The 24,397-nt window shown below is 63.6% G+C and carries 27 protein-coding genes; 20 read left to right on the forward strand and 7 right to left on the reverse strand.

Translation table 11 applies throughout. The features are described 5' to 3' along the window. Positions 1-46: 46 nt before the first annotated feature. From OL239_RS05220 to OL239_RS05255, 8 genes are all read left to right on the forward strand, one after another. On the forward strand, positions 47-505 hold the full coding sequence (locus OL239_RS05220) for a hypothetical protein (RefSeq protein WP_268911003.1): 459 nt from the start codon (positions 47-49) through the stop codon (positions 503-505). Next, positions 414-971, forward strand: coding sequence for an N-acetylglucosamine kinase (locus OL239_RS05225; protein WP_268911004.1), 558 nt, complete (start codon positions 414-416; stop codon positions 969-971). Before OL239_RS05220 ends, OL239_RS05225 begins: the two co-directional genes overlap by 92 nt. Beyond that, positions 964-1,377, forward strand: a complete 414-nt coding sequence (locus OL239_RS05230; RefSeq protein WP_268911005.1) for an NUDIX domain-containing protein — start codon at positions 964-966, stop codon at positions 1,375-1,377. The genes OL239_RS05225 and OL239_RS05230 overlap by 8 nt, the downstream gene beginning before the upstream one ends. A gap of 170 nt (positions 1,378-1,547) precedes the next feature. Further along, a complete protein-coding gene (locus tag OL239_RS05235; RefSeq protein WP_268911670.1) occupies positions 1,548-2,651 on the forward strand; it encodes an ABC transporter ATP-binding protein in 1,104 nt (367 codons plus the stop codon). A 1-nt stretch (position 2,652) separates the two neighbouring features. Then, positions 2,653-3,426: an ABC transporter permease gene (locus OL239_RS05240; protein ID WP_268911006.1), complete on the forward strand. Its 774-nt coding sequence runs from the start codon at positions 2,653-2,655 to the stop codon at positions 3,424-3,426. 3 nt (positions 3,427-3,429) lie between these two features. After that, positions 3,430-4,221, forward strand: coding sequence for an ABC transporter permease (locus OL239_RS05245; protein ID WP_268911007.1), 792 nt, complete (start codon positions 3,430-3,432; stop codon positions 4,219-4,221). Further along, positions 4,218-5,192: an ABC transporter substrate-binding protein gene (locus OL239_RS05250; protein ID WP_442864222.1), complete on the forward strand. Its 975-nt coding sequence runs from the start codon at positions 4,218-4,220 to the stop codon at positions 5,190-5,192. The genes OL239_RS05245 and OL239_RS05250 overlap by 4 nt, the downstream gene beginning before the upstream one ends. Before the next feature lie 75 nt (positions 5,193-5,267). Continuing rightward, positions 5,268-6,485, forward strand: a complete 1,218-nt coding sequence (locus OL239_RS05255) for a pyridoxal phosphate-dependent aminotransferase (RefSeq protein ID WP_268911008.1) — start codon at positions 5,268-5,270, stop codon at positions 6,483-6,485. A gap of 10 nt (positions 6,486-6,495) precedes the next feature. Here OL239_RS05255 and OL239_RS05260 read toward each other — a convergent pair whose 3' ends face one another. Together OL239_RS05260 and xseA are read right to left on the reverse strand one after the other, a co-directional pair. After that, positions 6,496-6,735, reverse strand: coding sequence for an exodeoxyribonuclease VII small subunit (locus tag OL239_RS05260; RefSeq protein WP_268911009.1), 240 nt, complete (start codon positions 6,733-6,735; stop codon positions 6,496-6,498). 76 nt (positions 6,736-6,811) lie between these two features. Then, positions 6,812-8,098: an exodeoxyribonuclease VII large subunit gene (gene xseA / locus OL239_RS05265; RefSeq protein ID WP_268911010.1), complete on the reverse strand. Its 1,287-nt coding sequence runs from the start codon at positions 8,096-8,098 to the stop codon at positions 6,812-6,814. A 116-nt stretch (positions 8,099-8,214) separates the two neighbouring features. Here xseA and OL239_RS05270 point away from each other — a divergent pair, with 116 nt between their 5' ends. The 4 genes from OL239_RS05270 (at position 8,215) to OL239_RS05285 (ending at position 12,511) form a co-directional block, all read left to right on the forward strand. After that, on the forward strand, positions 8,215-9,039 hold the full coding sequence (locus OL239_RS05270; protein WP_268911011.1) for a hypothetical protein: 825 nt from the start codon (positions 8,215-8,217) through the stop codon (positions 9,037-9,039). Between the two features lie 120 nt (positions 9,040-9,159). Beyond that, positions 9,160-10,239 (forward strand): 4-hydroxy-3-methylbut-2-enyl diphosphate reductase, encoded by a 1,080-nt coding sequence (locus OL239_RS05275; RefSeq protein ID WP_268911012.1) that lies wholly within the window; start codon positions 9,160-9,162, stop codon positions 10,237-10,239. Positions 10,240-10,263: 24 nt separating this feature from the next. After that, positions 10,264-11,349, forward strand: coding sequence for a redox-regulated ATPase YchF (gene ychF / locus OL239_RS05280; protein ID WP_268911013.1), 1,086 nt, complete (start codon positions 10,264-10,266; stop codon positions 11,347-11,349). Positions 11,350-11,659: 310 nt separating this feature from the next. Next, a complete protein-coding gene (locus tag OL239_RS05285; protein ID WP_268911014.1) occupies positions 11,660-12,511 on the forward strand; it encodes a hypothetical protein in 852 nt (283 codons plus the stop codon). 462 nt (positions 12,512-12,973) lie between these two features. On the opposite strand, the gene OL239_RS05290 is transcribed toward OL239_RS05285, so the two are convergent. After that, positions 12,974-14,626 (reverse strand): hypothetical protein, encoded by a 1,653-nt coding sequence (locus OL239_RS05290; RefSeq protein ID WP_268911015.1) that lies wholly within the window; start codon positions 14,624-14,626, stop codon positions 12,974-12,976. Between the two features lie 791 nt (positions 14,627-15,417). On the opposite strand from OL239_RS05290, the gene OL239_RS05295 reads away from it, so the two are divergent. From OL239_RS05295 to OL239_RS05305, 3 genes are all read left to right on the forward strand, one after another. Then, on the forward strand, positions 15,418-15,702 hold the full coding sequence (locus OL239_RS05295; protein ID WP_268911016.1) for a hypothetical protein: 285 nt from the start codon (positions 15,418-15,420) through the stop codon (positions 15,700-15,702). 279 nt (positions 15,703-15,981) lie between these two features. Next, positions 15,982-16,167 carry a hypothetical protein gene (locus OL239_RS05300; protein WP_268911017.1) on the forward strand — a complete coding sequence of 62 codons (186 nt, stop codon included), beginning with the start codon at positions 15,982-15,984 and terminating at the stop codon, positions 16,165-16,167. Positions 16,168-16,319: 152 nt separating this feature from the next. Next, entirely contained in the window at positions 16,320-16,451 is a 132-nt protein-coding gene (locus tag OL239_RS05305; RefSeq protein WP_268911018.1) for a GNAT family N-acetyltransferase, read from the forward strand. Between the two features lie 52 nt (positions 16,452-16,503). Here OL239_RS05305 and OL239_RS05310 read toward each other — a convergent pair whose 3' ends face one another. Then, a complete protein-coding gene (locus OL239_RS05310) occupies positions 16,504-16,791 on the reverse strand; it encodes a transcriptional regulator (protein WP_268911019.1) in 288 nt (95 codons plus the stop codon). Between the two features lie 7 nt (positions 16,792-16,798). Beyond that, entirely contained in the window at positions 16,799-17,239 is a 441-nt protein-coding gene (locus OL239_RS05315; protein ID WP_268911020.1) for a hypothetical protein, read from the reverse strand. A gap of 240 nt (positions 17,240-17,479) precedes the next feature. Between OL239_RS05315 and OL239_RS05320 the strand changes: the two genes are divergently transcribed. Further along, positions 17,480-18,343, forward strand: coding sequence for an SDR family NAD(P)-dependent oxidoreductase (locus OL239_RS05320; protein WP_268911672.1), 864 nt, complete (start codon positions 17,480-17,482; stop codon positions 18,341-18,343). 246 nt (positions 18,344-18,589) lie between these two features. Here OL239_RS05320 and OL239_RS19360 read toward each other — a convergent pair whose 3' ends face one another. After that, the gene (locus OL239_RS19360; protein WP_442864223.1) at positions 18,590-19,045 is read right to left on the reverse strand and encodes a GIY-YIG nuclease family protein; all 456 of its coding nucleotides are present in this window, start codon (positions 19,043-19,045) and stop codon (positions 18,590-18,592) included. A gap of 258 nt (positions 19,046-19,303) precedes the next feature. Here OL239_RS19360 and OL239_RS05330 point away from each other — a divergent pair, with 258 nt between their 5' ends. Beyond that, the gene (locus OL239_RS05330; protein WP_268911022.1) at positions 19,304-20,203 is read left to right on the forward strand and encodes a macrolide 2'-phosphotransferase; all 900 of its coding nucleotides are present in this window, start codon (positions 19,304-19,306) and stop codon (positions 20,201-20,203) included. Positions 20,204-20,313: 110 nt separating this feature from the next. Further along, positions 20,314-20,478, forward strand: a complete 165-nt coding sequence (locus tag OL239_RS05335; protein WP_442864224.1) for a hypothetical protein — start codon at positions 20,314-20,316, stop codon at positions 20,476-20,478. Positions 20,479-21,036: 558 nt separating this feature from the next. Here OL239_RS05335 and OL239_RS05340 read toward each other — a convergent pair. Beyond that, on the reverse strand, positions 21,037-22,920 hold the full coding sequence (locus OL239_RS05340; protein ID WP_268911023.1) for an MFS transporter: 1,884 nt from the start codon (positions 22,918-22,920) through the stop codon (positions 21,037-21,039). 297 nt (positions 22,921-23,217) lie between these two features. On the opposite strand from OL239_RS05340, the gene OL239_RS05345 reads away from it, so the two are divergent. Together OL239_RS05345 and OL239_RS05350 are read left to right on the forward strand one after the other, a co-directional pair. Then, a complete protein-coding gene (locus OL239_RS05345) occupies positions 23,218-23,784 on the forward strand; it encodes a GNAT family N-acetyltransferase (protein WP_268911024.1) in 567 nt (188 codons plus the stop codon). 24 nt (positions 23,785-23,808) lie between these two features. After that, the gene (locus tag OL239_RS05350) at positions 23,809-24,366 is read left to right on the forward strand and encodes a dihydrofolate reductase family protein (RefSeq protein ID WP_268911025.1); all 558 of its coding nucleotides are present in this window, start codon (positions 23,809-23,811) and stop codon (positions 24,364-24,366) included. The last annotated feature ends 31 nt before the right edge of the window (positions 24,367-24,397 follow it).

Below are 24,397 nucleotides of genomic sequence, written 5' to 3' on the forward strand. Positions count from 1 at the left end.
GACGCCGGGCGTACCCAGCGGCCGCCGCGGAAAGTAGGCTGGTGCAATGGACATTCCCCGCGAAGCGACTTCCGCCGGCTCCGGCAGCAGCGTCATCGGGCTCGACATCGGCGGCACCAAGACCCACGGGCTGCTCCTGCGCGGCGGTGTTCCCGCCGGCGAAGCGGTGTCCGGCAGCGCCAACGTCCAAAATGTTGCCGTCGAGACGGCCGCGGCAAACCTCGCCGAGATCTTCACGGCATTGAACGCCGGCCCGGTGGACCGCGTGATTGCCGGATCCGGCGGCATCGACACCGCCGAAGACGCCGCCGCCCTCCGCGCGCTGATCGCCCCCTGTACCGGGCGCGGCAGTGGACGTCATCCACGACACCCGCCTGATCCTGGCCGCGGGAGAAAGCCCGCACGGAATTGCCGTGATTGCCGGCACCGGATCGGTGGCCTGGGGGCTGGGCCCGGACGGCCGGGAAGCCCGCTGCGGGGGATGGGGGCACCTGCTGGGCGATGAGGGCAGCGGCTACTGGATGGCGCGGGAAGGGGTCCGCCACACCCTGCGGAACTTCAACCTGGGCAGGGACCCGGATGCCCTGGCCGAGTCCCTAATGCGGGCGTGTTCCGTAACCGGACCGGTCCAGTTCATCTCCCTCTTCCATTCCCCCGAAGCCGGACGGCGCTACTGGGCGTCCAAAGCCGGCGTCGTGTTCGATGCCGCCCTGCAGGGGAGCAGTGCCGCCGCCGAAATTATCGCAGCGGCCTCACGCCACCTGGCCGGCCTCGCCGCCGACACTGCCCGCCTCCTCGGCATCCCGGGCCCCGTGGTGGTCGGCGGGGGCCTCGCCATGCACCAGCCGCTGCTGCAGGACCGGCTGAAACAGGACCTGGAGCGGGCCGGGTTGACGGATATCCGTTTCCTGCGCCGGGACCCGGTCCACGGTGCCGGCTACCTGGCGGCGGGAGACGGACTGCGTGGCTGAAGACTTCGACGTCCGAGTGGGTGCCTATGCGGTGATCATCCGGGACGGCAGCATCCTGCTCGCGCACTGGAACGACCACGGCTACTCCAGCTGGACCCTGCCCGGGGGAGGCCTGGAAGCGCGCGAAGATGCTCCGGCCGCCGTCGTGCGCGAAGTGCGGGAGGAAACCGGCTTTACCGTCGAAGCCGGGGAACTGCTGGGCGTGGACAGCATCTTCATTCCGCCCGAACACCGGTTTCCCGGCGGGGAACGCCGGCTCCTGCACGCACTGCGGATCATTTACCGTGCCCGGGTCACCTCGGGGTGCTGGCCCATGAACTCGGCGGCAGCACTGACCGCGCGGAGTGGGTGGCCCTGGACCGGATCGCCGAACTCGGCCCCGCACCGCTGGTGCAGGTGGGGCTGAAGCTGGCCATCCGGAACGCCGCCGTTCCGAATGAACAACTGGACTAGCACCAGCCGGTGTCCTACCGTTTGAACTCACGGCAGGACACCAGCTCCGCAGGACCCCCCATGACTCCAACGGAAGGCATCTCCATGACCCCGCCGGAACCCGCCCAGCCGACCGCCGAGCCGATGATCAGTTTCCGCGGCGTCACCAAGTCCTTCGCCGGGTCCGCGGCTCCGGCCGTGGACGGACTGAGCATGGATATCGCCCGCGGTGAAGTCACCGTTTTTGTGGGCCCGTCCGGCTGCGGAAAGACCACGTCGCTGCGCATGATCAACCGCATGGTCGAGCCCACCTCCGGATCCATCACCGTCGACGGCACGGATGTGGGCAAGGTCCGGGCGCCGGAGCTGCGGCGGTCCATGGGATACGTGATGCAGTCCTCGGGCCTCATGCCGCACCGCACGGTGCTGGACAACGTGGCCACTGTTCCCCGGCTGCTTGGCCAGTCCAGGGCCAGGGCACGGGCCCGGGCGGCGGAACTGCTCGACGTCGTCGGCCTGGCTTCCGCGCTGGGCGGTCGTTACCCGGCCCAGCTGTCCGGCGGCCAGCAGCAGCGTGTGGGCGTGGCCCGCGCGCTCGCCGCCGATCCGCCGGTGCTGCTCATGGACGAACCTTTCAGCGCGGTTGACCCGGTGGTCCGCACCGAGCTGCAGGACGAGCTGCTGCGCCTGCAGCGGGACCTGGCCAAGACCATCGTCTTCGTGACCCACGACATTGACGAAGCGACGGTCCTGGGTGACAAAGTCGCAGTATTCGCCGTGGGCGGACGGCTGGCGCAGTATGCCGCCCCCGAGGAAATCCTGCGCGCTCCCGTCGATGACTTCGTTGCCGGCTTCGTGGGCCGGGACCGGGGTTTCCGGCACCTGTCCTTCCAGGCGGGCCAAGACGTTCCGGTGCATCCGGTCCAGCTGCTGGATCCGGAGCGGCTGGCGGATCCCTCGGTCGCCGTGGCCGGGAACTGGGCCCTGGCAGTGGACGACGGCGGCCGGCCGCTGGGATGGGTGCCGGCAGGGGACAGGGCAGCCATTACGTCCGCGGACCGGCTGGTGCCCGGCGGATCGCTGTACCGCGAGGGCGGGAACCTGCGCAAGGCGCTCGATGCCGCCCTGTCCTCTCCGGCGGGGCTCGGGGTGGTGGTCGACGCCGATCTGCGGGTGATCGGTGCAGTGCGCCCCGATGAGGTGCTGGCGCTGATCGAGCAGGCTAGGCTGCAGCGGAGCCGGGGCTGACATGGAATGGTTCCTTTCCCACACCGACCAGGTGTTCCGGCTGACCGGACTTCACCTGTTCCAGTCGATCGTGCCGCTGGTGCTCGGCGTCGTCATCGCTGTTCCGCTGGCGGCCGTGATCCGCGGCAACCGGCGGCTGCGCGGCGCGGTGCTGGCCACCGGTTCGCTGCTGTACACCATCCCGTCCCTTGCGCTCTTCGTGACCCTGCCCGCCATCCTGGGAACGCGGATCCTCGACATCAGCAACATCATCATTGCCCTGACAATCTATGCCGTTGCCCTGATGCTGCGCGTGGCCGTTGACGCCTTCGACTCCGTGGACGACGGCGTCCGGCAGGCCGCCGTCGCCATGGGGTACCAACCGCTGCGCCGGTTCCTGACCGTGGACCTGCCGCTGTCGGTTCCGGTCCTGATTGCCGGGCTGCGGGTGGTGTCCGTCAGTAACATCTCCATGGTCAGCGTGGGAGCACTGATCGGGGTGGAAAACCTGGGTTTCTTCTTCCGGGACGGGCTGCGCCGCTACTTCGTCACCGAGATCGTCGTCGGCATCGTCGCCACGCTGGTCCTGGCCTTCCTGATGGACCTGGTGTTCGTGCTGCTGCAGCGGGCCCTGACGCCGTGGCTGCGCGCGGGACGCGCCGGCCGTGTCCCGGGCGGGACCGGACAGGGTAAACCGGCCGGCCGCAGCGGTGCCGGCACCGGCTCCGGGCGCGGCGGACCGGCACCGGCAGGAACTGCGGCTGTGGCACCGGATGCCGCTTTGAAGGGTGCCTAGGCCATGACCGTGACTATTCCCCGGACCGAATACACGAGCACCAACGCCCTGGGCCAGGGCTGGGAATGGCTCACCGACCCGGCCAACTGGACCGGGGCGGCCGGCATCCCGATGCGCAGCCTGGAACACCTGCAGTACACCGGGCTGACCCTGCTGATCGCCGTCGCGCTCGCCGTTCCGCTGGGCCTGTTCATTGGCCACACCGGCCGCGGGCAGGTGGCCGTCGTCGCCGTGACGGGCCTGCTGCGCGCACTGCCCACCCTGGGCATGCTGACCCTCTTCGTCCTGCTGGCGGGGCTGGGCCTGATGCCGCCCATCTGGTCGCTGGTCCTGCTGGCCGTTCCGCCGCTGCTGGCCGGCACGTATTCCGGAATTGCCGCGGTGGACCGCAGCATCGTGGATTCGGCCCGCAGCATGGGCATGACCGAGCTGCAGATCCTTTTCCGGGTGGAGGTGCCCAACGGGCTGAAAGTCATGTTCGGCGGTCTGCGCGGCGCCACCCTGCAGGTGATTGCCACTGCTGCCGTGGTGGCCGTCATCAACCTCGGCGGGCTGGGACGCTACCTCATCGACGGGCTGGCCCTGGGCGACTACGGCCGGGTCTTTGGCGGTGCGGTCATCATCGCCGTGCTGGCGCTCGCCGTCGACGGCGTGCTGGCGCTGGCGGCACGCCTGCTCATATCACCCGGCCTTCAGGGCCGGTACACGTCCCCGGCGGCTGCCGCTGCCGGCAACGCACCCATACCGACCGGCGGCGGAACTGCCGCCGCCGGATCACAAGGAGGAAAACAATGATGCAGCACACGCGCCGGAACTTCCGGCGGAAGGGCCTGCCGGCCCTGGCCGGCGGCTTCACCCTTGCCCTGGCGCTGGCCGGCTGCAGCGGCGGCGGAGGCGGCGACCCGCTGGCTTCGGAGGAACCCTCGGAATCGGCCGCCGCCGGTGCCGCGGAAACCATCGTGGTCGGTTCGGCCGACTTCCCCGAATCCAGCACCCTCGCCGAAATCTATGCCGGAGCGCTCAACGGTGCCGGCATTGAGGCGGAAACCAAGCTGAACATCGGCTCACGGGAGGTCTATCTTCCCGCGCTGGAGGACGGCTCCATCAACCTCATTCCGGAGTACACGGGGGCGCTGCTCGTGGGCGTGGACCCGGACACCGAACTGGTGGACGCCGGCGAAATCGTCGAGGCCCTGCCCGAGGCCCTGCCCGAGGGCCTGGTCGTCCTGGAACCGTCCGACGCCGAGAACAAGGACGCCATGGTGGTCACCCAGGCCACGGCCGAGAAGTACCAGCTGGAGAGCATCGAGGACCTCGCGGAGGTCTGCGACCAGCTCACGCTGGCCGCCCCGGCGGAGTTCGCCGAACGGGCCCAGGGCCTGCCCGGGCTCGAGGAAAAGTACGGCTGTGTCTTCAAGGAATTCACTCCCATCGGCGACAGCGGAGGCCCGCTGACGGTCGACGCCCTGCTGAAGGACGAGGTGCAGGTGGCGGACATCTACACCACCACTCCCGCCATCGAGGAAAACGACCTGGTGGTCCTGGAAGATCCGCAGCAGAACTGGCCCGCCCAGCAGGTGGTTCCGCTGGCATCCGGTGAAGCTCTGACCGATGAAGCCACGGACGTACTGAACCAGGTGTCGGCGCAGCTGACCACCGAGGACCTGATCGAGCTGAACCAGGCCGTCAGCGGGGACCAGAAACTGGACCCCAGTGAGGCAGCCCGGATGTGGCTGGAAGAGAAGGGCTTCGTCGAGGCCGGATAACCCTGCCGGTACCGCCGGGGACCCCTTTCCGCTTCATATGGGAAAGGGGTCCCCGGTCTGTGGCACCATGTTGGAATGGCAGAATTCAAGCAGTCGCACAAGCTCCACAACGTTCTCTACGACATCCGCGGGCCGCTGCTGGAGCACGCCCAGCGCATGGAAGCGGCCGGCCAGCGGATCCTGAAGCTGAACATCGGCAACCCCGCGCCCTTCGGCTTCGAGGCGCCGGAAGCCATTCTCGTGGACATGATGCGGCATCTGCCCAAAGCCCAGGGATACAGTGACTCGCGCGGCATTTTCTCCGCCCGCACCGCCGTCGTCCAGTACTACCAGGGCCGCGGAATCCAGAACATCGACGTCGACGACGTGTACCTGGGCAACGGCGTCAGCGAGCTGATCACGCTCTCGCTGCAGGCGCTGCTGAACAACGGCGACGAAATTCTCGTGCCGGCGCCGGACTATCCGCTGTGGACCGCTTCGGTGTCACTGGCCGGCGGCACGGCGGTGCATTACCTGTGCGACGAAAACGAGCACTGGTGGCCCGACGTTGAGGACCTTGAGTCCAAGATCACCGACCGGACCAAGGGCATCGTGCTGATCAACCCGAACAACCCCACCGGTGCGGTGTATCCGGAACACATTGTGCGGGCCATTGTGGACCTCGCCCGGAAGCACGGCCTGATCATTTTCTCGGATGAGATCTACGAAAAGATCCTGTACGACGACGCCGTCCACGTGAACTCCGCGACCATCGCCGGCGAGGATGTCCTCTGCCTGACGTTCAGCGGACTGTCCAAGGCCTACCGGATTGCCGGCTACCGCAGCGGATGGATGGCGATTTCCGGACCCAAGCACGAGGCCGCGGACTACATCGAGGGCATCAACCTGCTCGCCAACATGCGGCTGTGCGCCAACGTTCCGGCGCAGCACGCCATCCAGACCGCGCTGGGCGGCTACCAGAGCATCAACGACCTGATTCTGCCCGGCGGCCGGCTCAAGGCCCAGCGCGACCTGGCCCACAAGATGCTCAACGACATTCCCGGGGTCAGCTGCGAGCTGTCCATGGGCGCCCTGTACCTGTTTCCGAAGCTGGATCCGGAGGTCTATCCGATTGCCAGTGACGAACAGTTCGCCCTGGACCTGCTCAAGCAGCAGAAGATCCTGATCTCGGTCGGAACGGCCTTCAACTGGGTGCGCCCCGACCACTTCCGGATGGTCACCCTGCCCAACGTGGAGGACATTGAAGACGCCATGATCCGGCTGGCCGAGTTCCTGAGCACCTACAAGCAGTAACCGGGGCGGACTACTCGGTGCTTGCCTGTTCCCGGGCCGCATCGAGGCGCCGGCGCGCGCCCTCGAGCCACGACTCGCAGCGGGTGGCGAGCTGTTCGCCGCGCTCCCACAGGGCGAGGGACTCCTCCAGGGACGCGCCGCCGGTTTCCAGCCGGCCGACCACCGACACGAGTTCGTCGCGGGCCTGTTCGTAGCTCATGGCCTCAATGTCGGACGGAACTGCTGATGCTTCGTTTGCTGCGGGATTCATTGCTGGTGCTTCCTTCGGTTCGGGGGAGGAGTGCGCAGGGGCTGGGGACAGCCCAGTAGTCGGTGCGGGCGGAAACTCAGGCATGTGCTGGCGGCTCCTGCGTGCCGGCTGCTGTGGCGGCGAGTTCACCCGCGGCAACGCGGATGCGCAGCCGGGCGGCTTCGGGAACCGCCGCCGCATCGCGCACCACGGCTCCGTCCGCCAGCTGCACGACGGCGTAGCCGCGGTCCAGTGTGTTCTGCGGCGACAGGGCACGCACCTGGGCCCGGAGGTGGGAAATGCGGTCGGTGTCGCGCCGAACCTCCGACACCATGCAGGACAGGGCGCGTTCCCGCAGCCGCGCGACGTCCTGCGCCCGGCCGTCGATCAGGGTCTGCGGCGCCGCGAGCACCGGGCGGGAACGAATGTGGTGCAGCCGCTCCGCTTCCCGGCCCACGGTCAGCTCCACGATGCGGCGAAGCTGTGCCCGGGCGGCGGCGATGCGTTGCAGTTCCTCGCCCACGTCCGGAACGATCCGCTTGGCGGCGTCGGTGGGGGTGGAGGCGCGCAGGTCAGCCACCTCATCGAGCAGCGGCCGGTCCGCCTCATGGCCGATGGCGCTGACCACAGGAGTGGACGCAGCGGCGACGGCCCGGACCAGGTCCTCATGGCTGAACGGCAGCAGGTCCTCCAGGGAACCGCCGCCGCGGGCAATCACGATCACGTCGACCTCGGGCATCGCGTCAAGCTGGGCCAGGGCCCGGGACACCTCGGCGACAGCGTTGACGCCCTGCACTGCCACTTCCCGCACCTCGAACGCTACGGCCGGCCAGCGCAGCGCGGCGTTGCGCATTACATCCTTCATGGCGTCGGAGTTGCGGCCGGTGATCAGCCCAATCCGACCCGGCAGCAGCGGCAGGGGAAGCTTCCGGTCCTCCCGGAACAGTCCTTCGGCCGCCAGGGACTGCCGCAGGCGTTCAATCCGGGCCAGCAGGTCACCGATGCCGACCGGGCGGATGTCGCGGGTCTGCATGGACAGCCGTCCGGTCTTGACCCAGAAGTCGGGCTTCACCTGGGCCACGACCCGGGCGCCGCGCTCCAGGGGCAGCTCCAGCCGGTTCATTACCGTGCTCCATACGGTCAGGGAGAGCGAGATCTCCGCATCGACGTCGCGCAGCGTGATGTAGGAGGCGTTGGCGCGCTTGTTCAGCTCAATAACCTGCCCCTCAACCCAGGTGGCCGGGGCGCGGTCGATGTAGGTCTTGAGGTTCTTCGACAACAGCTGCAGGGGCCACGGATTCTCGGGCGTGGTTTCCGCGGCAGTCTTCGGAAGGCTCGTGGGAGCGGATTCGTCGGGGCCGGAAGGGTCTAGGGGGTCTTGCATAGTTAATGTCTATCAGGTGCCGCCCACAACGCGCGTTCCGAACCGGGACCGCCTGCTTTCGGAAACCGGGCGTCAGGCCAGCTGAGCCATTCGGCGGAGGAACGGGGAAACAATCCATGCGAGCATTCGGTTCTGCGATTCTGGGCCTGGTGGCCATCCTGCTGGCGGCTGCCGCCTTCTGCTCCGCGTGGCTGGAGGAAAACGTGGTCTCCGACAGCGGGTTCACCGCGCTGGGACAGCCGCTGGGAACCGACGCAGCCTTCCAGCAGACCCTTTCTGAAGCAATTGGCAGACAGGCCTCGGACAGCCTGCAGGTTCCTTCCGCCATCGCTCCGTTCGTGGAGCCGGTAATTACCGGTGCCGTACAGGGCGTGCAGTCACTGCCCGAGTATCCGCAGGCCTGGGAGGAAACGCTGAGCCGGTCCCACGCGCTGACGTTCGACGGCGGCGGCGGAGTCACGCTGGACGTGGCGCCCTTGGTGGGGCTGGTGACCAACGCCGTCGGCAGTGAAACCGGAATTGAGGTGGCGGCGCCTGAATCCTCGCCCGTTCCGCTGACGGGAGCGGACCGGCGCGACGCCGTGGACCTGTTGGTGCGGGCGGGCGGCGCCTGGCCGTATCTGGCACTGGGTGCGGCTGCCGCGGCCGTGCTGTCACTCCTGGTGGCCCGGAGCCGGACTGCCGCCCTGGCCTGGCTGGGCCTCGGCGCACTGCTCGCCGGCGGGCTGCTGTGGATCGGCGCCGGGAGCCTTCCCGCGCTCGCCGAACGGCCGGCGTACGGCAGCGCCGTGGCCGAAACCTTCGCCGCCGCTTTTTCCGTCGAAGCCGCAGCCAGCCTGCAGGCCTGGACTGTTCCTTTCCTCCTGGGCGCAGCGGTGCTCCTGGTCCTGGGGCTGGTGGCGCGGTCACTGCGCGGTTTGCTGCGCGGACGGGCAAGATAACTGCAATGCCTGCGGTGCCGCGGGCGGGGAGAGCTGCCGGACACGCGCCGGCAGTGCGCCCATAGCGGACGCCCGGCCCAGCCGCCGGTCCGGTGTCCGGGCACCCGATAGCATGGAGGCATGACCAGCACTGCCGTATCCGTGCCTATGCCCACCGTGCCCCGCCGGCGCCGCAGCCCCCAGGAGGTATCCGCCGCCGCACCCGTCTCCGGCGCGCGCCGCGTCCTGCTCGCCGCACCCCGCGGCTACTGCGCCGGTGTGGACCGTGCCGTGATCGCCGTCGAGAAGGCGCTGGAAGCTTACGGCCCGCCGATCTACGTCCGCAAACAGATCGTCCACAACCTGCACGTGGTCCACACGCTGGAGGAAAAGGGCGCCATTTTCGTGGACGAAACCGACGAAGTCCCGGAAGGCGCCCGGCTGATCTTTTCCGCGCACGGCGTCTCTCCCGCCGTCGTGCAGTCCGCGAAGGACCGGAACCTGCAGACCATCGACGCCACCTGCCCCCTGGTGACCAAGGTCCACAAGGAAGCCGTGCGGTTTGCCCGCGACGATTTTGACATCCTGCTGATCGGACACGAGGGCCACGAGGAAGTTGAAGGCACCTACGGCGAGGCCCCCGAGCACACGCAGATCGTCAACGGTCCCGAAGATGTGGACAAGGTGGTTGTTCGGGACCCGGACAAGGTCATTTGGCTGTCCCAGACCACGCTGAGCGTCGATGAAGCCATGCACACGGTGAACCTGCTGCGCAAGCGGTTCCCCACCCTGCAGGATCCGCCCAGCGACGACATTTGCTATGCCACCTCCAACCGGCAGGCCGCCATTAAGAAGATCGCCCCCGAGGCGGACCTGGTGCTGGTGGTCGGTTCCGCGAACTCCTCGAACTCCGTTCGCCTGGTGGAAGTGGCGCTTGAGTACGGTGCGAAGGCCTCCTACCGGGTGGACTTCGCCAACGAGATTGACGAGAGCTGGTTCGAGGGCGTTGCCACCGTGGGTGTGACGTCCGGAGCTTCCGTGCCGGAAAACCTGGTCCAGGAGGTCCTGCACCTGCTGGCCGATTACGGCTACGGCGACGTCGAAGAAGTGGTCACCGCGCAGGAGGACATCATCTTCTCCCTGCCCAAGGAAATCCGCGCCACGCTCAAGGCCATGGGGGACACCTCCCGCGGTCTGGGCGGGCGGCGTGCCGGAGCCTGAGCGGCACCGGTATGATTGCTTAACGTGGCTCTTACTATTGGCATCGTCGGCCTGCCCAACGTCGGCAAATCAACCCTGTTCAATGCGCTGACCCGCAACAACGTGCTGGCGGCGAACTATCCGTTCGCCACCATCGAACCGAACGTCGGCGTCGTGTCGCTTCCGGATCCGCGTCTGGCCAAGCTGGCGGAGATTCACGGTTCCGCGCGCATCCTGCCGGCAACGGTGTCCTTTGTGGACATTGCCGGCATTGTGAAGGGTGCGTCGGAAGGCGAAGGACTGGGCAACCAGTTCCTCGCCAACATCCGCGAGGCCGAGGCGATTGCCCAGGTCATCCGCGTGTTCGATGATCCCGATGTCATCCATGTGGACGGCAAGGTGGATCCGCGCTCGGACATGGAGACCATCAACACCGAACTGATCCTGGCCGACCTGCAGACGCTGGAAAAGGCGATCCCGCGGGTGGAAAAGGAAGTGAAGATCAAGAAGCGCGAGGCCGCGCAGCTGTCCGCCATGCAGGCCGCGCAGGCCGTGCTGGAGCGCGGCGACACCATCTTCTCCTCCGTGGAGAAGGACAAGCTGGAGATGGAGCACCTGCGCGAGCTGAGCCTGCTCACCGCCAAGCCCTTCATCTACGTGTTCAACGTGGACGACGCCGTGCTGGGCAACCCGGAGCGCCAGGAGGAACTGCGCGCCCTGGTGGCCCTCGCTGATGCCATCTTCCTCGACGCCAAGCTCGAAGCCGACCTGGTAGAGCTGGACGAGGAAGAAGCCCGCGAGATGCTGGAGATGAGCGGCCAGGAGGAGTCCGGCCTGGACAAGCTGGCCCGCGTTGGCTTCCACACCCTGGGCCTGCAGACCTACCTGACGGCCGGTCCCAAGGAAACCCGTGCGTGGACCATCCGCAAGGGCGACACCGCCCCGCAGGCCGCCGGCGTGATCCACTCCGACTTCCAGCGCGGCTTCATCAAGGCCGAAGTTGTCTCCTTCGACGACCTCGCCGAGGCCGGTTCCATGGCCGAGGCCAAGTCCCGCGGCAAGGTCCGCATTGAAGGCAAGGACTACGTCATGGTCGACGGCGACGTGGTCGAATTTAGATTCAATGTATAAAGTCGCGTAATTTCGTTCATTTTTGAGGGCGGCTTGACATGCAATAAGCGCGTCAAGCCGCCTTCTTCTTGTCTGTCCTAATTGGTGCATGGAACGTCGTTCACGTTTGGAGTCGTTTGTCGTGTAACCACCAAGCGAGTGTTGTCCGCCGTTTGTTGCGATTCGCCTGCATGGGCTCGGACTGAAAATCGTCTCGGTAGTTCGACGACTTCAGATTCCTTGCTGGGTCCTGGCTGAGTTGGTGTTCTCTTCATCTTCGTGGGTAGGCGCATATTTTCGACCTGTCGGTCCTCCCGGGTAGCCTTCCCCTATGAAGGAAGATGATTTTTACACTGAGACGGATTCTTCGCTCGGGGGCTGGGGGCAGCAGACGACAACTCGCGAGTTCAATAGAGAACTCCTTGAAGCGATTGTGCAGGGGCCGATCTCTGATCATCCTGACGTTGAAGTAGCCGTCGCTCTTGCTCATCTTGCCCACGATGAATATGAGCTTTATGGTACTTGCGGCTCGAAATTGAGCAACGAAGATTCTCTCCTTTTCACGCGTGCGCTCCACCGGGTGCTGAAGCGTCTCGGCATAGAAACATTTGAGGTTCCGTTCCGTGACTTTGACTCATTCCGCAAGTATTGGAGACGAAATGATGGTCATGGGAGTTGGCAGGCCCGACGCGACATGGTTGAGGGATTCTTTGAACCGCTACATGAACTCTTGGATCAGCGAGAAGCTGCCAGCATGGCCTGGACCCTGGCGACGCCTATCTCTCCACGCCCCGTTACGGGTTGGTCACGCGTTGACCTGGAGATTGCTGAGATGCGTCGTCATTTCAATGCTGCGACGTCGCAACAAGACTATTCGAACGTTGGAAACGACTGCGTGGCGATTCTTGAAGCGCTGTCTGCGGCTGTTTATGTCCATGAGAAGCACGGTGAAGCGGAAAGTCCTGAGCCTTCTGTTGCAAGCACAAAAACGCGCTTCGATCGCTTCGTTGAAGTTGAAGTCCGGGGCTCTGAGAACTCCTACATTCGAAAGCTTGCCCGTGCATCCATCGAGTTGTCCCAAGCTGTCAAGCACCGCCGGGAAACTGCTACCAGGACTGACGCTGGGATTGCTGCTGATTCGGTTATTCTTCTCGCTAACATCTTCCGTCGCCTTCACTCCTAGGGCGTGGAAGGCGACTGGTTATCCCAAGTGCCAACTGAGTAGGTGCGCAATGCTCGCTATGCCTCCTGGTAGTTATTTGTTCCCGTAGGACACAGAGCGTACATAGTCGTCGCTCTGGAGTGACTGAAGAATGTCGATGGTTGCCCTTATAGGCTACTGAACGTCTGATAGGCCTGTGGAGTAATCAGTCGATCCTGAAGTCCGTAGGAGACACAACGGTGCCATGGTGGGGTTAGTCGGCTATGGAACGTGGTGGTGGAGTTTAGACTTAGTGGCTGAATGGGCGCGTTTATGGAGGCTCGAAGACGCGCAAGTCCTTTTAGTCCTTGTTGTAAACGATCAACGAGGTGCTGATCGGAACTCTACGGCAAGACGAAGGCTACGATCGGCGGACTTACCCCTCGACCATAATTGCAAAGGAAACGCCCGTAATAACGCATTGAAGCCATTGCCAAGGCAAGCTCAGGCAGGCCCCTTCTTCTTCATATCAAGAAGCCAGAACTCGTCGTTGATCTTGATCAGCAGCGCAATCATCAATCGAAGAGCGAAGTAGTAGGTTTGTTGATGCTGTGCCTCGCCGCCGGCCTTGGGTTGGGTGCCGTGTTGATACTTATTGCGCAACTTCGGCCCGTTGCTGAATTGGTTTGAGTTGAGGTTGTAGTTGAAGTAGGACGCTTCGGCGTCGGTGAGCAGTGACGAACGTGTCACGAGCCAACCAGCATCGAGCATCCTATCGACGTGTACGCGGGACCTCTCGCTGAGATGGTGGTAGGCAACCGCTTGGTAGTCATTGAGTGACTTCAGGACGCGAAACAATCCGGGGTCCTTGAGCCGGACGCGCTTGCCGGTGTTCTCGGCGGCTCCGAGTTCGATCAGTTTGTCGATGAGGGGGCGTTGGTACTCGTGAAGCGATTCATACGACACCTGGTTTCGCTGAAGCAGGTCGACTAGGTTGTGGCCTTTCAAATCCTCGTTAATGTAAGCCAGATGCGACTGATCAGAGAACAACGTGTGCAGGACCGTTCGGATCTCAACATGGTCCGTCGCATATGCATACTTTCCTTCCAACGCACTGGGAATCGTTCGGTATCGGACCTGATCCGCTCCCGCTGCCGCTAAGTCATGGTCGATTTCGCCGTCCTCTATGAACAGGTTGAACTGCGTTGCCACGGACTCCATTTCGGCGAACAGATTCCGACACCGCTCTAGAGAATTTGCTGTCGGACTTGACATGTTGAACACGAAACTCGTGACGCCATATTCCGCAGTAAGGTGCTCTTCGAAGTACCAGCGGATCACCGTTTCTAGGTCGATATCCTTTGTCGCCAAGTACCGCTGGTACATCTCCGTTTGGAGTAGTGTCGCACGGTCCTTGGTACTAAATGCATGCCCGGTGCGGTAGTGTGCGGTGCCGCTCAAACCCATGGCGACTTCAAGCCCGCGGCGTTCGCTATCGAATGCGGGGAGAGTTAGGAGCCCGTCATGGGGTGCGAACTCGAGGAGGAACTGGAAGTTGTTCAGAATGGACGGAAAGTCCAACGTGCTTTCCAGCCAGGCCTCGCTGAAGCTGTATTCGATGACCATGTCGTTCAACGTTGCAGTCATCGGCTCAACCTGGGTCGGTGATATGGCAACGGCGCAACCAGTCTTGATGCCGGGGGTCGTATTGAAGAAATCTTTGATAATCGAGTCGTACCGACGCCTCGCCTTAACAATCAGCTTGGCATCTATTCCGGCGCTGCTGTCGATCGCAGCGTGTGCGATTAGGTCAAGATAATTCGGGTTCGGCTCCGAGCTGTCGATGTAGGCATCCATCAGGGCCCGCGAGTCTATTGCACTGAAACTCGCGGGAAGAAAGCTGTCCACTTTCTTCTTGTCCTCAAGGTGAAAACTGACCACAAGTTCAGCTTGGCTCGGCTCGGCTAGAAGCCGTTCTCGCACGGCCGTGTCATAGTAGTCCACCAGCCGCTTGCTCGTGAGCATGTCGCCGAGGCGAACTCTAGCGTGTTCGAGCGCAGTCAGCATTGCACCGGCCGAGCAGCGTCCGAAGACTCCGAGGCCAGCCAAGAGATCGAGAAGGTGTTCATGATACTGCCAGTCGACTTTCGGTAACATCTCGTTGAGATTGTCGTCCTTCAGGGTGTTAAACCACTGCGCGACTGTCCGTCGAGTGTGTGCGGCGCCTGCGAGGATGGCCTTTCGGTCGTCTTCACGGATATTAGGGGGAAAAACCTGCCTCTATGAATAGCCGTGCGTTGTGCAGTTCCAGGATGCTGTTGACATCCTCCGGGGGAGAAGCTGGGTCGAACCCCCTAATTACTTCAGCAGCTTGCTCGATTTGCCAATAGGTTGCATAGTCGCTGGGGCCGTAGTAGCGGAGACGACGGGAGAACGGGTCAGGTGCAGTATCTGTGTCCATGTGGATCCTTGCGAGGGTTCAGCGTCGGCGGTCGAATGGGCGAGTCGGGTAGCTTCCGCCAATGTTATCGTCGCCGCGGTCCTGGGATATCAGATCGGGAGGTGGCCGCCTGCAGGTTCTGCTCATGGTTTCCAACTCCGCTTCTACACTCGCCCTCGACGACATTCTTCTCGATCCGAATAACTTTCGATTCCAGGCCTGGCTCCACCACATAGGTGGTTGAGAAGCGTTTTTGTTGAAGGCAAGGTGCAGGCTCTGGCGCTTGCACGAATCTAGGACGTGAGGAGCAGAGGTTGCCCGGCTACGGAACGCGGTCGAATTTAGATTTAATGTGTAGGTTTATCGTCTAACTCATTGGCAATGCCGCCCTCACCGGAAACGCTGAGGGCGGCATTTTCGTATGTATAGAGGGAAAGGGCGCAGGGCTGTCACGCCTACGATCCCGAGGGTTCGTGGGCGGCGGACAAAGGAATGACAGAATGGCCCGATGACGGAGCCGACGAAACTGACCAGACCTGAGTGTCTCTACAACCGGACGGAATGGATATTCGCGGGCTTCATTGTCCTTGAAGTCCTGGCTTTCGCTGTCTTCCCGGGGTTGCCCCTCGTGGTGGCCGGAATGGCGATGGCTACCCGGCTTCGGGAATCCAGGAACCGGACACTGGTGCTGTGGATCATTGCCGGGGTGTTGACGATCGTCGCGTTGGCACCGTTTATCCTCGGGATGCTCGGGTTGTCATCGTTTGCCGAAGTGGATACAACCTACGGCTAGGATCGCTTGCAGGAAGGGAAGTCTCGTCTTCCGCGGAGGTTCCCTTTTGCCGGTGAAGAACCGTATGAAACAAGGGCCCTTGAGCAGGTCACGACGCCGACACCATAATCCAGATGTGACGTTGGTCTGTTACGGAACGTGGTGGAGTCCCGCTCCAATGGTTAGCTCTCCACGGATTGTTTGAGGAAGGCCCGGGGTGCCTAGTGCGTTCCGTTCCTTTCTGTCTTCGCCCTCGACCGGGATAACAGGCGGTTTCGTGGTCGCTCCCGTTTAAAGTACGTGTTCGGCAGCATCGAGGGTCCCATGATCCCCGTGGCGTCAAGCGTCTCCCTCGGCATCGCAGCATTGGCCCTGCCCCTGGCCGGCCTCATTGTGTGCTTCGGCACCAAAGGCTTCACCATCGCGGCCATGTCCATGATATTTGTGGGCAACAACCCCTTCGCAGGCATCGCCACCAGCGCCTAGTGGCTCCCTTTCCGCAGTGCCTCTCTGGGGTACTGCCTCACCCAGGAATCTTAGGGCCGCGGCTACGCGACGGAGGCGGCACGCTCCCTGCTGGTCTGGGCCTTCAACAGTCTTGACCTCAGCCGGGTTCAGCCCGAGGCAGAACACGCAACATGGCCTCAGCCTGTGTGCTGGAGAAACTCGGATTCGTGCTTGAGGGGACGTTGCGCGAGGACTGCATCGTCAACGGCGACGTATCCGACTCCTGGGTGTACGGTCTGCTCAGGCGCGACTGGACGGGCTGAATTTTCCCTTGATGGTTGGTGGACCTCGTTTGCCGGGGTGCTGAGGGGGCGCTCACTGACCTGCGATTCGATTGATCGTGGAGAGAAGAGCTCTAAATGTCTTCTGTCCCTCCGGAGTGAGCCTGACTCTGGTAGTACCGTAGCGGGAACGACGCTCTTTGCTCACTTCGACCAGCCCTCGTTCCTCGAGGTCGCGGATGATTTTTGAGAGGTCAGGTGTCGACAGTCCGGTTGTTTCTTGCAGCGAAGGGTAGTCTGCTTGCTCTACTTGCGAAAGGTGCGCCATGGTCACGAATCGCTTGGGGGCGACTAGATGCGCGTCGAGTTCGGTGTGGGCCATGCGTGCCTCAGCGGCGGATCAACAGAATGATATAGAACGTTAGCCAGGCTGCCGGTGCGAGACCGGCGAAGAGGAAGGCCTCAGGGAAGGGGATCGTCTCCCCGTGGGAGATGCCTCTCCAGACTGGAATGAGTAACCATACGGTGAAGGCCGCGCTAACGGCGGTCACCTTGAGGCGAGGCTCGTTGGGACGTGCCAGGCGGCTGGCGATCCAGTAATGCGACGTGATCAGCGTGCAGAGGGTGGGAATGATTGCCCACCAAGGATGACCGATCAGGGCAACCAGTCCTGAAAAAAACGAGCCGGCGACTGTCACTGCGGTGCTTGCGTGGTCAGCGATTGTGAATTCTCGCCGCGGTCTTTCCGGAATGGCGGTGAGGAGCCGCCGGGCCTGATCGGGTGTGGTGATTTCCCGATCCTGAGGATTAATAGGGGACTCAGCGTTCATCCGGCAATACTTGCAACTACTTGCAGTATTTGCAAGTAGGGATTTCGGGGAGGGGCTTCTAGCCTGCTCGCATCGCTCAGGGGTTGCTACATGAGGTGACATGGTGGAGTTCCGCTTCAATGTCTAGTTCTCAACGGATTGTTGAAGGAAGGCCCGGGGTGCGTAGTGCATGCATTCCGGGCCTTTCTGTCTCCGCCCCCGACCGGGACAACATTGGTAGGCAGTGCCTACATTGTGTACATGACAGTTCGGGAACGGTGCAGTGTTAGGACCACGTCGACGGGGGAGCTGATCGTCGTCTCCGGTGCCTCGACAGGGATCGGGGCGGCCACCGCGCGCGAGCTCGCTTCTCGCGGTTACCACGTCCTTGCCGGCGTCAGACGAGACGCGGACGCTGATGCGATCCGCGCTAAGTGCATCGAACCGGTGATGCTGGACATCACCATTGGTGAACATATCGAGGCGCTCGCCGCCCGAATCGCCGATGATCCTCAGGAGCGAGCGCTGCGAGCGGTGATCAACAACGCCGGGATCGAGATCAACGCACCTATCGAGGTCCTCCCGCTCGACACATGGCGGCAGCAGTTCGAGGTCAACCTCTTCGGACACATCCGGGTCATCCAGGCGTTACTGCCCGCGCTGCGGAAAAGCCGGGGCCGCGTGGTCAACATCAGCTCCGTAGGGGCAGTGGCCACTCTGCCCATCTACGGAGCGTATCCCGGGTCCAAGGCCGCGTTCGAGTCGGCCAGCGATGCCCTGCGCCGGGAAGTGGCTCCTCAGGGCATCCAAGTCGTGATCATCCAGTCCGGCGGAGTGAAGACTCCTATGGCCGCCAAGAGCGGGCCGCTCTCGCTCAAACTCTCGCAGGGCATGAGCAAGGAGCACACCCGCCTCTATGGTGCCTTGATCTCTTCGACGGTGAGCTTCCAATCCTCGTTCCTGCGGCGGGCGATGACGGCAGACCAGGCCGCGAAAAAGATCACGAAGATCGTCACCACCAAGCGTCCTCGAACCAGATACAGCCTTGGCACGGACGCTGCCTTCACCCTGCCAATGGCGCGGTTCCTGCCTGCCCGCCTCATGGATCGCGTCGTCCCCCGATAGCTCAGGACGCCGCAGGAGCATGCCTCAGAAACAGAGGTTATTCCGCTACGGAACGTGGTGGAGTTTAGGTTCTAACGTGTAGTCGCCTTCCGAAAAGCGCTTCCCGGACTATCCGGGAAGCGCTTTTTGTTTGCCTGCAGCCTTACGAAGCGCGACTCCAACTGCAGCGAGCGGCTCGACCTTAGCCAACGCGCGGTTCTGGAAACCTTGGCAGCGTAGAGAAACAGAGAAGGAGGGTGGTGGCTGCTAGGCGCCCACCCGAGCAAGCAGCTGGTCCCTGTGTACCTGAAGTGGCTCTGCGTAGGGACCCTTGGTGGCGTAGTCGTAGTTGAGCGGCGGAGTGAGCCTCTTGATGATGTCTTCCTCGAAACTCTCGGGCACTGGATGGAGTATCCAGGTCACCTGCAAGTGTGTCGTCATCCAGTTGGTCAGACGTTGCTCTGCTGCTGGCGCAAGGCTGAATTTGGTGCGGCGTCGCGGGTCCACGGCAATTCCCGGCAGCAAGCGCAGCTCATCGACCAACAATGCCGCAAGAGAGCGGCGAATTGCAGATACCCTTGTTGTCGCTAGATGCATGTCAGCAAAACGTTTCGCGGAGACGATTTTGCGACGCCAATGTACAACGGCTCGGTCGGGTCTACCTGCGGAAAGCCAGCGGGCGAGAAACGGGCAAGGGCACCAGCCGGATCCCGCCAGGCACACACGCCAGGCAGATCGATTTCGTAGAGTGACACCATAATAATCCCCTATGTAGTGGCGGGGTGTCGCTCTGCGAGAAGTAGGTAATGCAGAGGTCAAGCAAGGCCGGGTGAGTGCAAGGTTCGATTGGTTAGGTCGGGTGGAAGGAGCGGCGGTTGCTTCTCCAGAGCAGATCCAACTTAGCGGCCTGATCGGTGAGTGCGGGGGGAGCCATGGGAACTCGTTTGGATGGTACGTGCCGACAGGTGAAAGGATGGTCCCGTGAACACGCTTGATGACGCCATCGCCCTGGCCGTCTCCTACGGCCTGTCGGTGACCGCTGAGGGTGCGACCGTGAATGAGGCGGGCTTGGACTACCGCGTAGTCATGGCCTCTGACGAGGCCGGGCGCCGCTGGGTGCTGCGGATTCCACGCCGTGTAGACGTGTCCGAGGGCATGGCCGCCGAGGTCCGTATCCTCGACCTCGTGGCTCCAGTCCTCGCGGCCGAAGGGGTGGCGGTTCCGGATTGGCAGGTTCGCGCCCCGGACCTGATCGCCTACCCGGCTTTGCCCGGTGCCCCGGGCCTGACACTTTCTGAGACCGGGGAAGTCCTCTGGCACATGGATCCGGCTAGTCCGGACTACGCCGGCCGACTGGGACGCTTGCTGGCCTGCCTGCACTCTCTGGGCGCGACGGAGGCCGAGGCAGCGGGCGTAGAGGTTCGATCCCCCGAGCAAGTCCGCCAGGCATGGCATGACGACGTCGCTCGGGTTAGTGCGGAGTTCACCGTCGCCCCGGCTTTGGCCGAGGCATGGCAGAACTGGCTCGAGGACGACATCTGCTGGCCGGAGGAGACCGTGATGACCCACGGGGAGATCTACCCTGCCCACATCCTGTTCGACAAGCACGGCACAATCACCGGGGTCCTGGACTGGACGACGGCCCGCGTTGACGACCCTGCCCGAGACCTGGCGGCCCAGTACGGTGCCGGCGGGGAGGAGATGCTGCAGATCACTCTCGCCTCGTACGAACAGGCCGGCGGGCACGTGCACCCCGGCATGGCTGCCCAGGCCCGGCACCTGTGGGAGGCCTCCCCACTCGGTTATGCGCTGTATGCGCTGACCACCGGCGCTAAGGCAGACCGGGCCACGGCCGCCGCGATGCTCGGCCCGGAAGCCTAACCCCGGGCACCGGGGGACATCGCTCTCAGTGTGAACTCATCTCTGAACGCACCCTGGCCGGGCTCGCCTCCGCCCGGGCCCACGGCCGTAACGGCGGACGCCCCTACAAGATGACCCCGGCGAAACTCGGGCTCGCCCTGGCGTCCATGGGCAAACCCGGAACCAAGGTCAGCGACCTCTGCGCCGAATCCGGCGTCACCCGCCAAACCCTCTACCGCCGTGTCGCGCCCACCGGGGAACTGTGCCGCGACGGTGAAAAGCTCCTCTCACGGTAGTGAGTCCGTTTGTCGCACGCGCACCGGGCAGGTTCTCAGGGTATTCAGGTCGTGATCATCCAGTCCGGTGGAGTGAAGACTCCTATGGCCGCCAAGAGCGGGCCGCTCTCGCTCGAACTTTCGCAGGGCATGAGCAAGGAGCACACCCGCCTCTAGGGTGCCTTGATCTCTTCGACGGTGAGCTTCCAATCCTCGTTCCTGCAGCGGGCGATGACGGCAGACCAGGCCGCGAGAAAGATCACGAAGATCGTCACCACCAAGCGTCCTCGAACCAGATACAGCCTTGGAACGGATGCTGCCTTCACCCTGCCAATGGCGCGGTTCCTGCCTGCCCGCCTCATGGATCGTGTCGTCCCCCCGATAGCTCAGGAGGCCGCAGGAGCATGCCTCAGAAGCAGACGTTATTCCGTTAGGGAACGACGCGGCGGTGGAGTTTAGGTTTAGCGTCTAGTTCTCGACCTGCATCAAGAGAATGCCGCCCTCGGTGATGAGCGAGGGCGGCATTCCTGTAACCAAACCCGGGTCCGGCCTGTTTCTACGAACTACGCGGGCTACGGTTTATGCCGTCTTGCCGCCTTCAGACTGCATACTTCCGCTGCGTGAGCGCAGGTAAGCGGCGACCGCCAGGCGGTTGACCGCGGACCGGCTCACGATCCCAACGGGGCGGGAATCATCCCCGCTGACCACTGGTACTTTCTTGAGCCGCGCGTCCGACAACGCAGCCACGGCGTCACTGATCGCCGCATTGGCGTCGATGGTGACGACGTCGTGCGTGGCAAGCCGCAGAACATTCAGGGTCGCCAGATCGGACATCGCCCGGTCCAGATCGTCGTCGGCACCGATCGCGTAGGAGTAGATCGACGTCGACGAGGGATGGGTTGCGGACAGATACCGCAGGACGTCGCCGTCGGAAAGGAAGCCTGCCAGCCTGCCCTCCGCGTCGAGGACCGGCGCTCCGGAGATGCCGCGTTCGGTGAAGGTCTGCAGAGCGTCAAGCACCGTGGAGTCCGAGGACAGGGCGTACACATCGGACTTCATGATCGACTGGACGGTGTTTGCCGGACTCTGAACGCTTTCCGCCGCGCGGCGTGACCGCACCGAACGGTACGCCAGGAAAGCGAGGACAATGCCGAGGAACGAGGTGGCAACCACCAGGCCGACGGAGCCGTGGAAGCCGGTGAGCAGCGCGTCGCTTTCGCTGCGCCCTGCGCCCATGTTCGCCGCAATCAGGGCGCCGTAGATACCGGTGGCGAGCGAGGTACCCACGCAGCCGGCGATCTGGAAGCTGGTGGAAACAACCGTGACGCCGTGTGCACTGGTTTCACGGTCCAGGTGGGACAGCGCGAAAGTCTGTGCCGGTCCGATGACGAATGCCGTAGCCAGCACCGCCGGGACGTAGAGGAGCCCGAAGATCCAAACAGATGAATGGCCGGCAGCGACTCCGACGAGCGTGACGAAGACCGCCATGACGAGGTACCCGAGCGGGATGGACCAACGGCCGCCGTGCCGGTCGAAGAGGCGCCCGGCAATGGGCCCCATCCCCACCGTAAGGAGGATGCCCGGGGCGAGGGTGAGTGAAGCACCCAGCGGCGGCATGTCGAGTGCACCCTGGAGGAACAGCGGAATGGTGACGTTCATGGCGAACACGAAGACCAGGCCAAGCATCGTCATCAGCACGCCGAACACGAAGGGGGCGTTGGAGAACGGGCGCAGGTCGAGCAGGGGATGTTCAATGCGGCGCTGCCGGATGACGAACAGCCACATCGCGAGCAGCCCAACGACGCCGGAGGCACCCGCGTACAGGGCGGATCCCTCGAAGGCGCTGGACACGCCGTAAAGGATGCCTGCCAGGCCGACGGCAACCAGGATGAACGACAGGATGTCCAGAACCGGCCGGCCCAGTTCGGCAACGTTCCGCAGGACGACCGCGCCGGCAAGCAGTACCGCGAGGGTGAGTGCGCCGAAGACCCACATCAACGTGGTCCAGGGAGCGACGGTGAGAATGACGCCGGACAGGACGATCGCCAGTGACGGGCCGAGCGTCGTCATTGCCGCCATGATGCCCATGTTCAGGCCAAGCTTTTCCCGCGGGGACACGGCAAGGGTGATGTTCATGCCGATAGGGGTGAGCAGGCCGGTGCCGATGGCCTGCAGCAACCGCGCGACAAGGAGTATTTCGAAGCTCGGGGCGAGGGCTCCCACCACCGAACCGACCGTCATGAGTGCGACGACGACGACGAACAGGGGGCGTGTGGGGAACCGGTGGTACAGCACGTTCGCGACAGGCACGAAGACCGCTGCCACCAGCAGATAGCCGGTGGTGAGCCACTGCACGGTGGCCACGTTCACGCCGAAGTCCTGCATGATCGGCGTGAAAGCTACGTTGAGGAACGTTTCGTTGAATGTGGCAAGGAAGGCGGCGGCTGCTGCGACCGCGATCATTCCACCTGCACGTCCCTTGACGTTTGGGCGGGATGTTTGAGGGGGCGCCATGGAATCTCCTGACAGTTGGCGGTGTGGAGGCGATCGACCGTGCCGTGTCAGAAGGTTCTTGTGGACTTCGCGTGTCGTGTCATCGATGCCGTGGCCCGGAGGCCATCGAAAATTCTAGCAGATTCGGGATCTCGGCCCGGGTGTTCAGCAGCGCTGTCTGCATCCGGCAGGGCTGGTCCAGCGGCATTCAAGGGACCCTGGATGAGGTCCACGGCGGAGGGCGGTTCATATGGCAGGGTGGCATGCATGACTCTGCCGACGCCCATTTTGCACACCGAGAGGCTACTGTTGCGGCCCTTCGCCGATGCCGACGCCGACGACCTCTTCGCGCTGCAGAGCAACGCCGAAGTGCTGCGCTACTGGGACAGTCCGCCGTGGACGGAGCGGGCGCAGGCCGCACGCTTCCTGGACGGATGCCAGCGGATGGCGGACGAAGAAACCGGTGCCAGGGTAGCTCTCGCCCGCAAATCTGACGGTGAGTTCTTGGGCTGGTGCACTTTCAATGGGTGGAACCCCGACTTCCGCAGTGCCTCGCTGGGGTACTGCCTCGCCCAGTCGGCTTGGGGCAGCGGCTACGCGACGGAGGCAGCCCGCGTTCTTCTGGATTGGGCTTTTGACAATCTCAATCTCAACCGGGTGCAGTCCGAAACAGATACACGCAACATGGCCTCGGCCCGCGTGCTGGAGAAACTCGGTTTCGTTCGTGAGGGGACATTGCGCGAGGACTGCATCGTCAACGGCGACGTGTCCGACTCCTGGATATACGGCCTGCTTCGGCGCGACTGGATTCAATCCGCAGGCCGTTGCACCTGAAAACCCCAGCCCTAGAATCTTCGTATGGGCCGGCTCACTTTCAGTATCAACGTCACCCTGGATGGTTGCATCAACCACCGGGAGGGGATTGCCGACGGCGAAACACATGCCCACTTCACCCGCCTCCTGGACGAGAGCGGCGCCATGCTCTGGGGCCGCACGACCTACGAGATGATGGAGAGCTACTGGCCGGCGGTAGCGAGCGGCGACGTCGAAGCGCCGGAAGCGATGCGCGAGTGGGCTCTCAAGCTGGACGCCATACCAAAATACGTTGTGTCCACGACCCGCAGCGATTACCCGTGGACCAACAGCCACCATGTGGCCGGTGACGTGCGCAGTGCTGTGCAGGAGCTCAAGGAACGGACCCCCGACGGGGTGCTCGTCGGCAGCGGAAACCTTGCGACGGCGCTGGACCGGTGGGACCTGATTGACGAGTATCGATTCCTCGTTCACCCGATGATCGCCGGCCATGGCCCGACCCTGTATCAGGGGCTGCTGCGCGGCACGCGCCGCCTCGATCTGATCTCGTCGGAACCACTCAGCAACGGCACAATTTCCGTGCACTATCGACGCGCTGATTAATGAAATGACCGGAATGCCTGGGGTCGAAGAC

Source organism: Arthrobacter sp. ATA002, assembly GCF_026898095.1.
Taxonomy (GTDB): Bacteria; Actinomycetota; Actinomycetes; order Actinomycetales; family Micrococcaceae; genus Arthrobacter_B.

Coding starts and splice junctions, on each gene's coding strand:
- OL239_RS05220 (WP_268911003.1), top strand. CDS start 47: ATGGACATTCCCCGCGAAGCGACTTCCGCCGGCTCCGGCAGCAGCGTC.
- OL239_RS05235 (WP_268911670.1), top strand. CDS start 1,548: ATGATCAGTTTCCGCGGCGTCACCAAGTCCTTCGCCGGGTCCGCGGCT.
- OL239_RS05240 (WP_268911006.1), top strand. CDS start 2,653: ATGGAATGGTTCCTTTCCCACACCGACCAGGTGTTCCGGCTGACCGGA.
- OL239_RS05245 (WP_268911007.1), top strand. CDS start 3,430: ATGACCGTGACTATTCCCCGGACCGAATACACGAGCACCAACGCCCTG.
- OL239_RS05250 (WP_442864222.1), top strand. CDS start 4,218: ATGATGCAGCACACGCGCCGGAACTTCCGGCGGAAGGGCCTGCCGGCC.
- OL239_RS05255 (WP_268911008.1), top strand. CDS start 5,268: ATGGCAGAATTCAAGCAGTCGCACAAGCTCCACAACGTTCTCTACGAC.
- OL239_RS05260 (WP_268911009.1), bottom strand. CDS start 6,735: ATGAATCCCGCAGCAAACGAAGCATCAGCAGTTCCGTCCGACATTGAG.
- xseA (WP_268911010.1), bottom strand. CDS start 8,098: ATGCAAGACCCCCTAGACCCTTCCGGCCCCGACGAATCCGCTCCCACG.
- OL239_RS05270 (WP_268911011.1), top strand. CDS start 8,215: ATGCGAGCATTCGGTTCTGCGATTCTGGGCCTGGTGGCCATCCTGCTG.
- OL239_RS05275 (WP_268911012.1), top strand. CDS start 9,160: ATGACCAGCACTGCCGTATCCGTGCCTATGCCCACCGTGCCCCGCCGG.
- OL239_RS05285 (WP_268911014.1), top strand. CDS start 11,660: ATGAAGGAAGATGATTTTTACACTGAGACGGATTCTTCGCTCGGGGGC.
- OL239_RS05290 (WP_268911015.1), bottom strand. CDS start 14,626: ATGTTACCGAAAGTCGACTGGCAGTATCATGAACACCTTCTCGATCTC.
- OL239_RS05295 (WP_268911016.1), top strand. CDS start 15,418: ATGACGGAGCCGACGAAACTGACCAGACCTGAGTGTCTCTACAACCGG.
- OL239_RS05305 (WP_268911018.1), top strand. CDS start 16,320: ATGGCCTCAGCCTGTGTGCTGGAGAAACTCGGATTCGTGCTTGAGGGG.
- OL239_RS05310 (WP_268911019.1), bottom strand. CDS start 16,791: ATGGCCCACACCGAACTCGACGCGCATCTAGTCGCCCCCAAGCGATTC.
- OL239_RS05315 (WP_268911020.1), bottom strand. CDS start 17,239: ATGAACGCTGAGTCCCCTATTAATCCTCAGGATCGGGAAATCACCACA.
- OL239_RS05320 (WP_268911672.1), top strand. CDS start 17,480: ATGACAGTTCGGGAACGGTGCAGTGTTAGGACCACGTCGACGGGGGAG.
- OL239_RS05335 (WP_442864224.1), top strand. CDS start 20,314: ATGACCCCGGCGAAACTCGGGCTCGCCCTGGCGTCCATGGGCAAACCC.
- OL239_RS05340 (WP_268911023.1), bottom strand. CDS start 22,920: ATGATCGCGGTCGCAGCAGCCGCCGCCTTCCTTGCCACATTCAACGAA.
- OL239_RS05345 (WP_268911024.1), top strand. CDS start 23,218: ATGACTCTGCCGACGCCCATTTTGCACACCGAGAGGCTACTGTTGCGG.
- OL239_RS05350 (WP_268911025.1), top strand. CDS start 23,809: ATGGGCCGGCTCACTTTCAGTATCAACGTCACCCTGGATGGTTGCATC.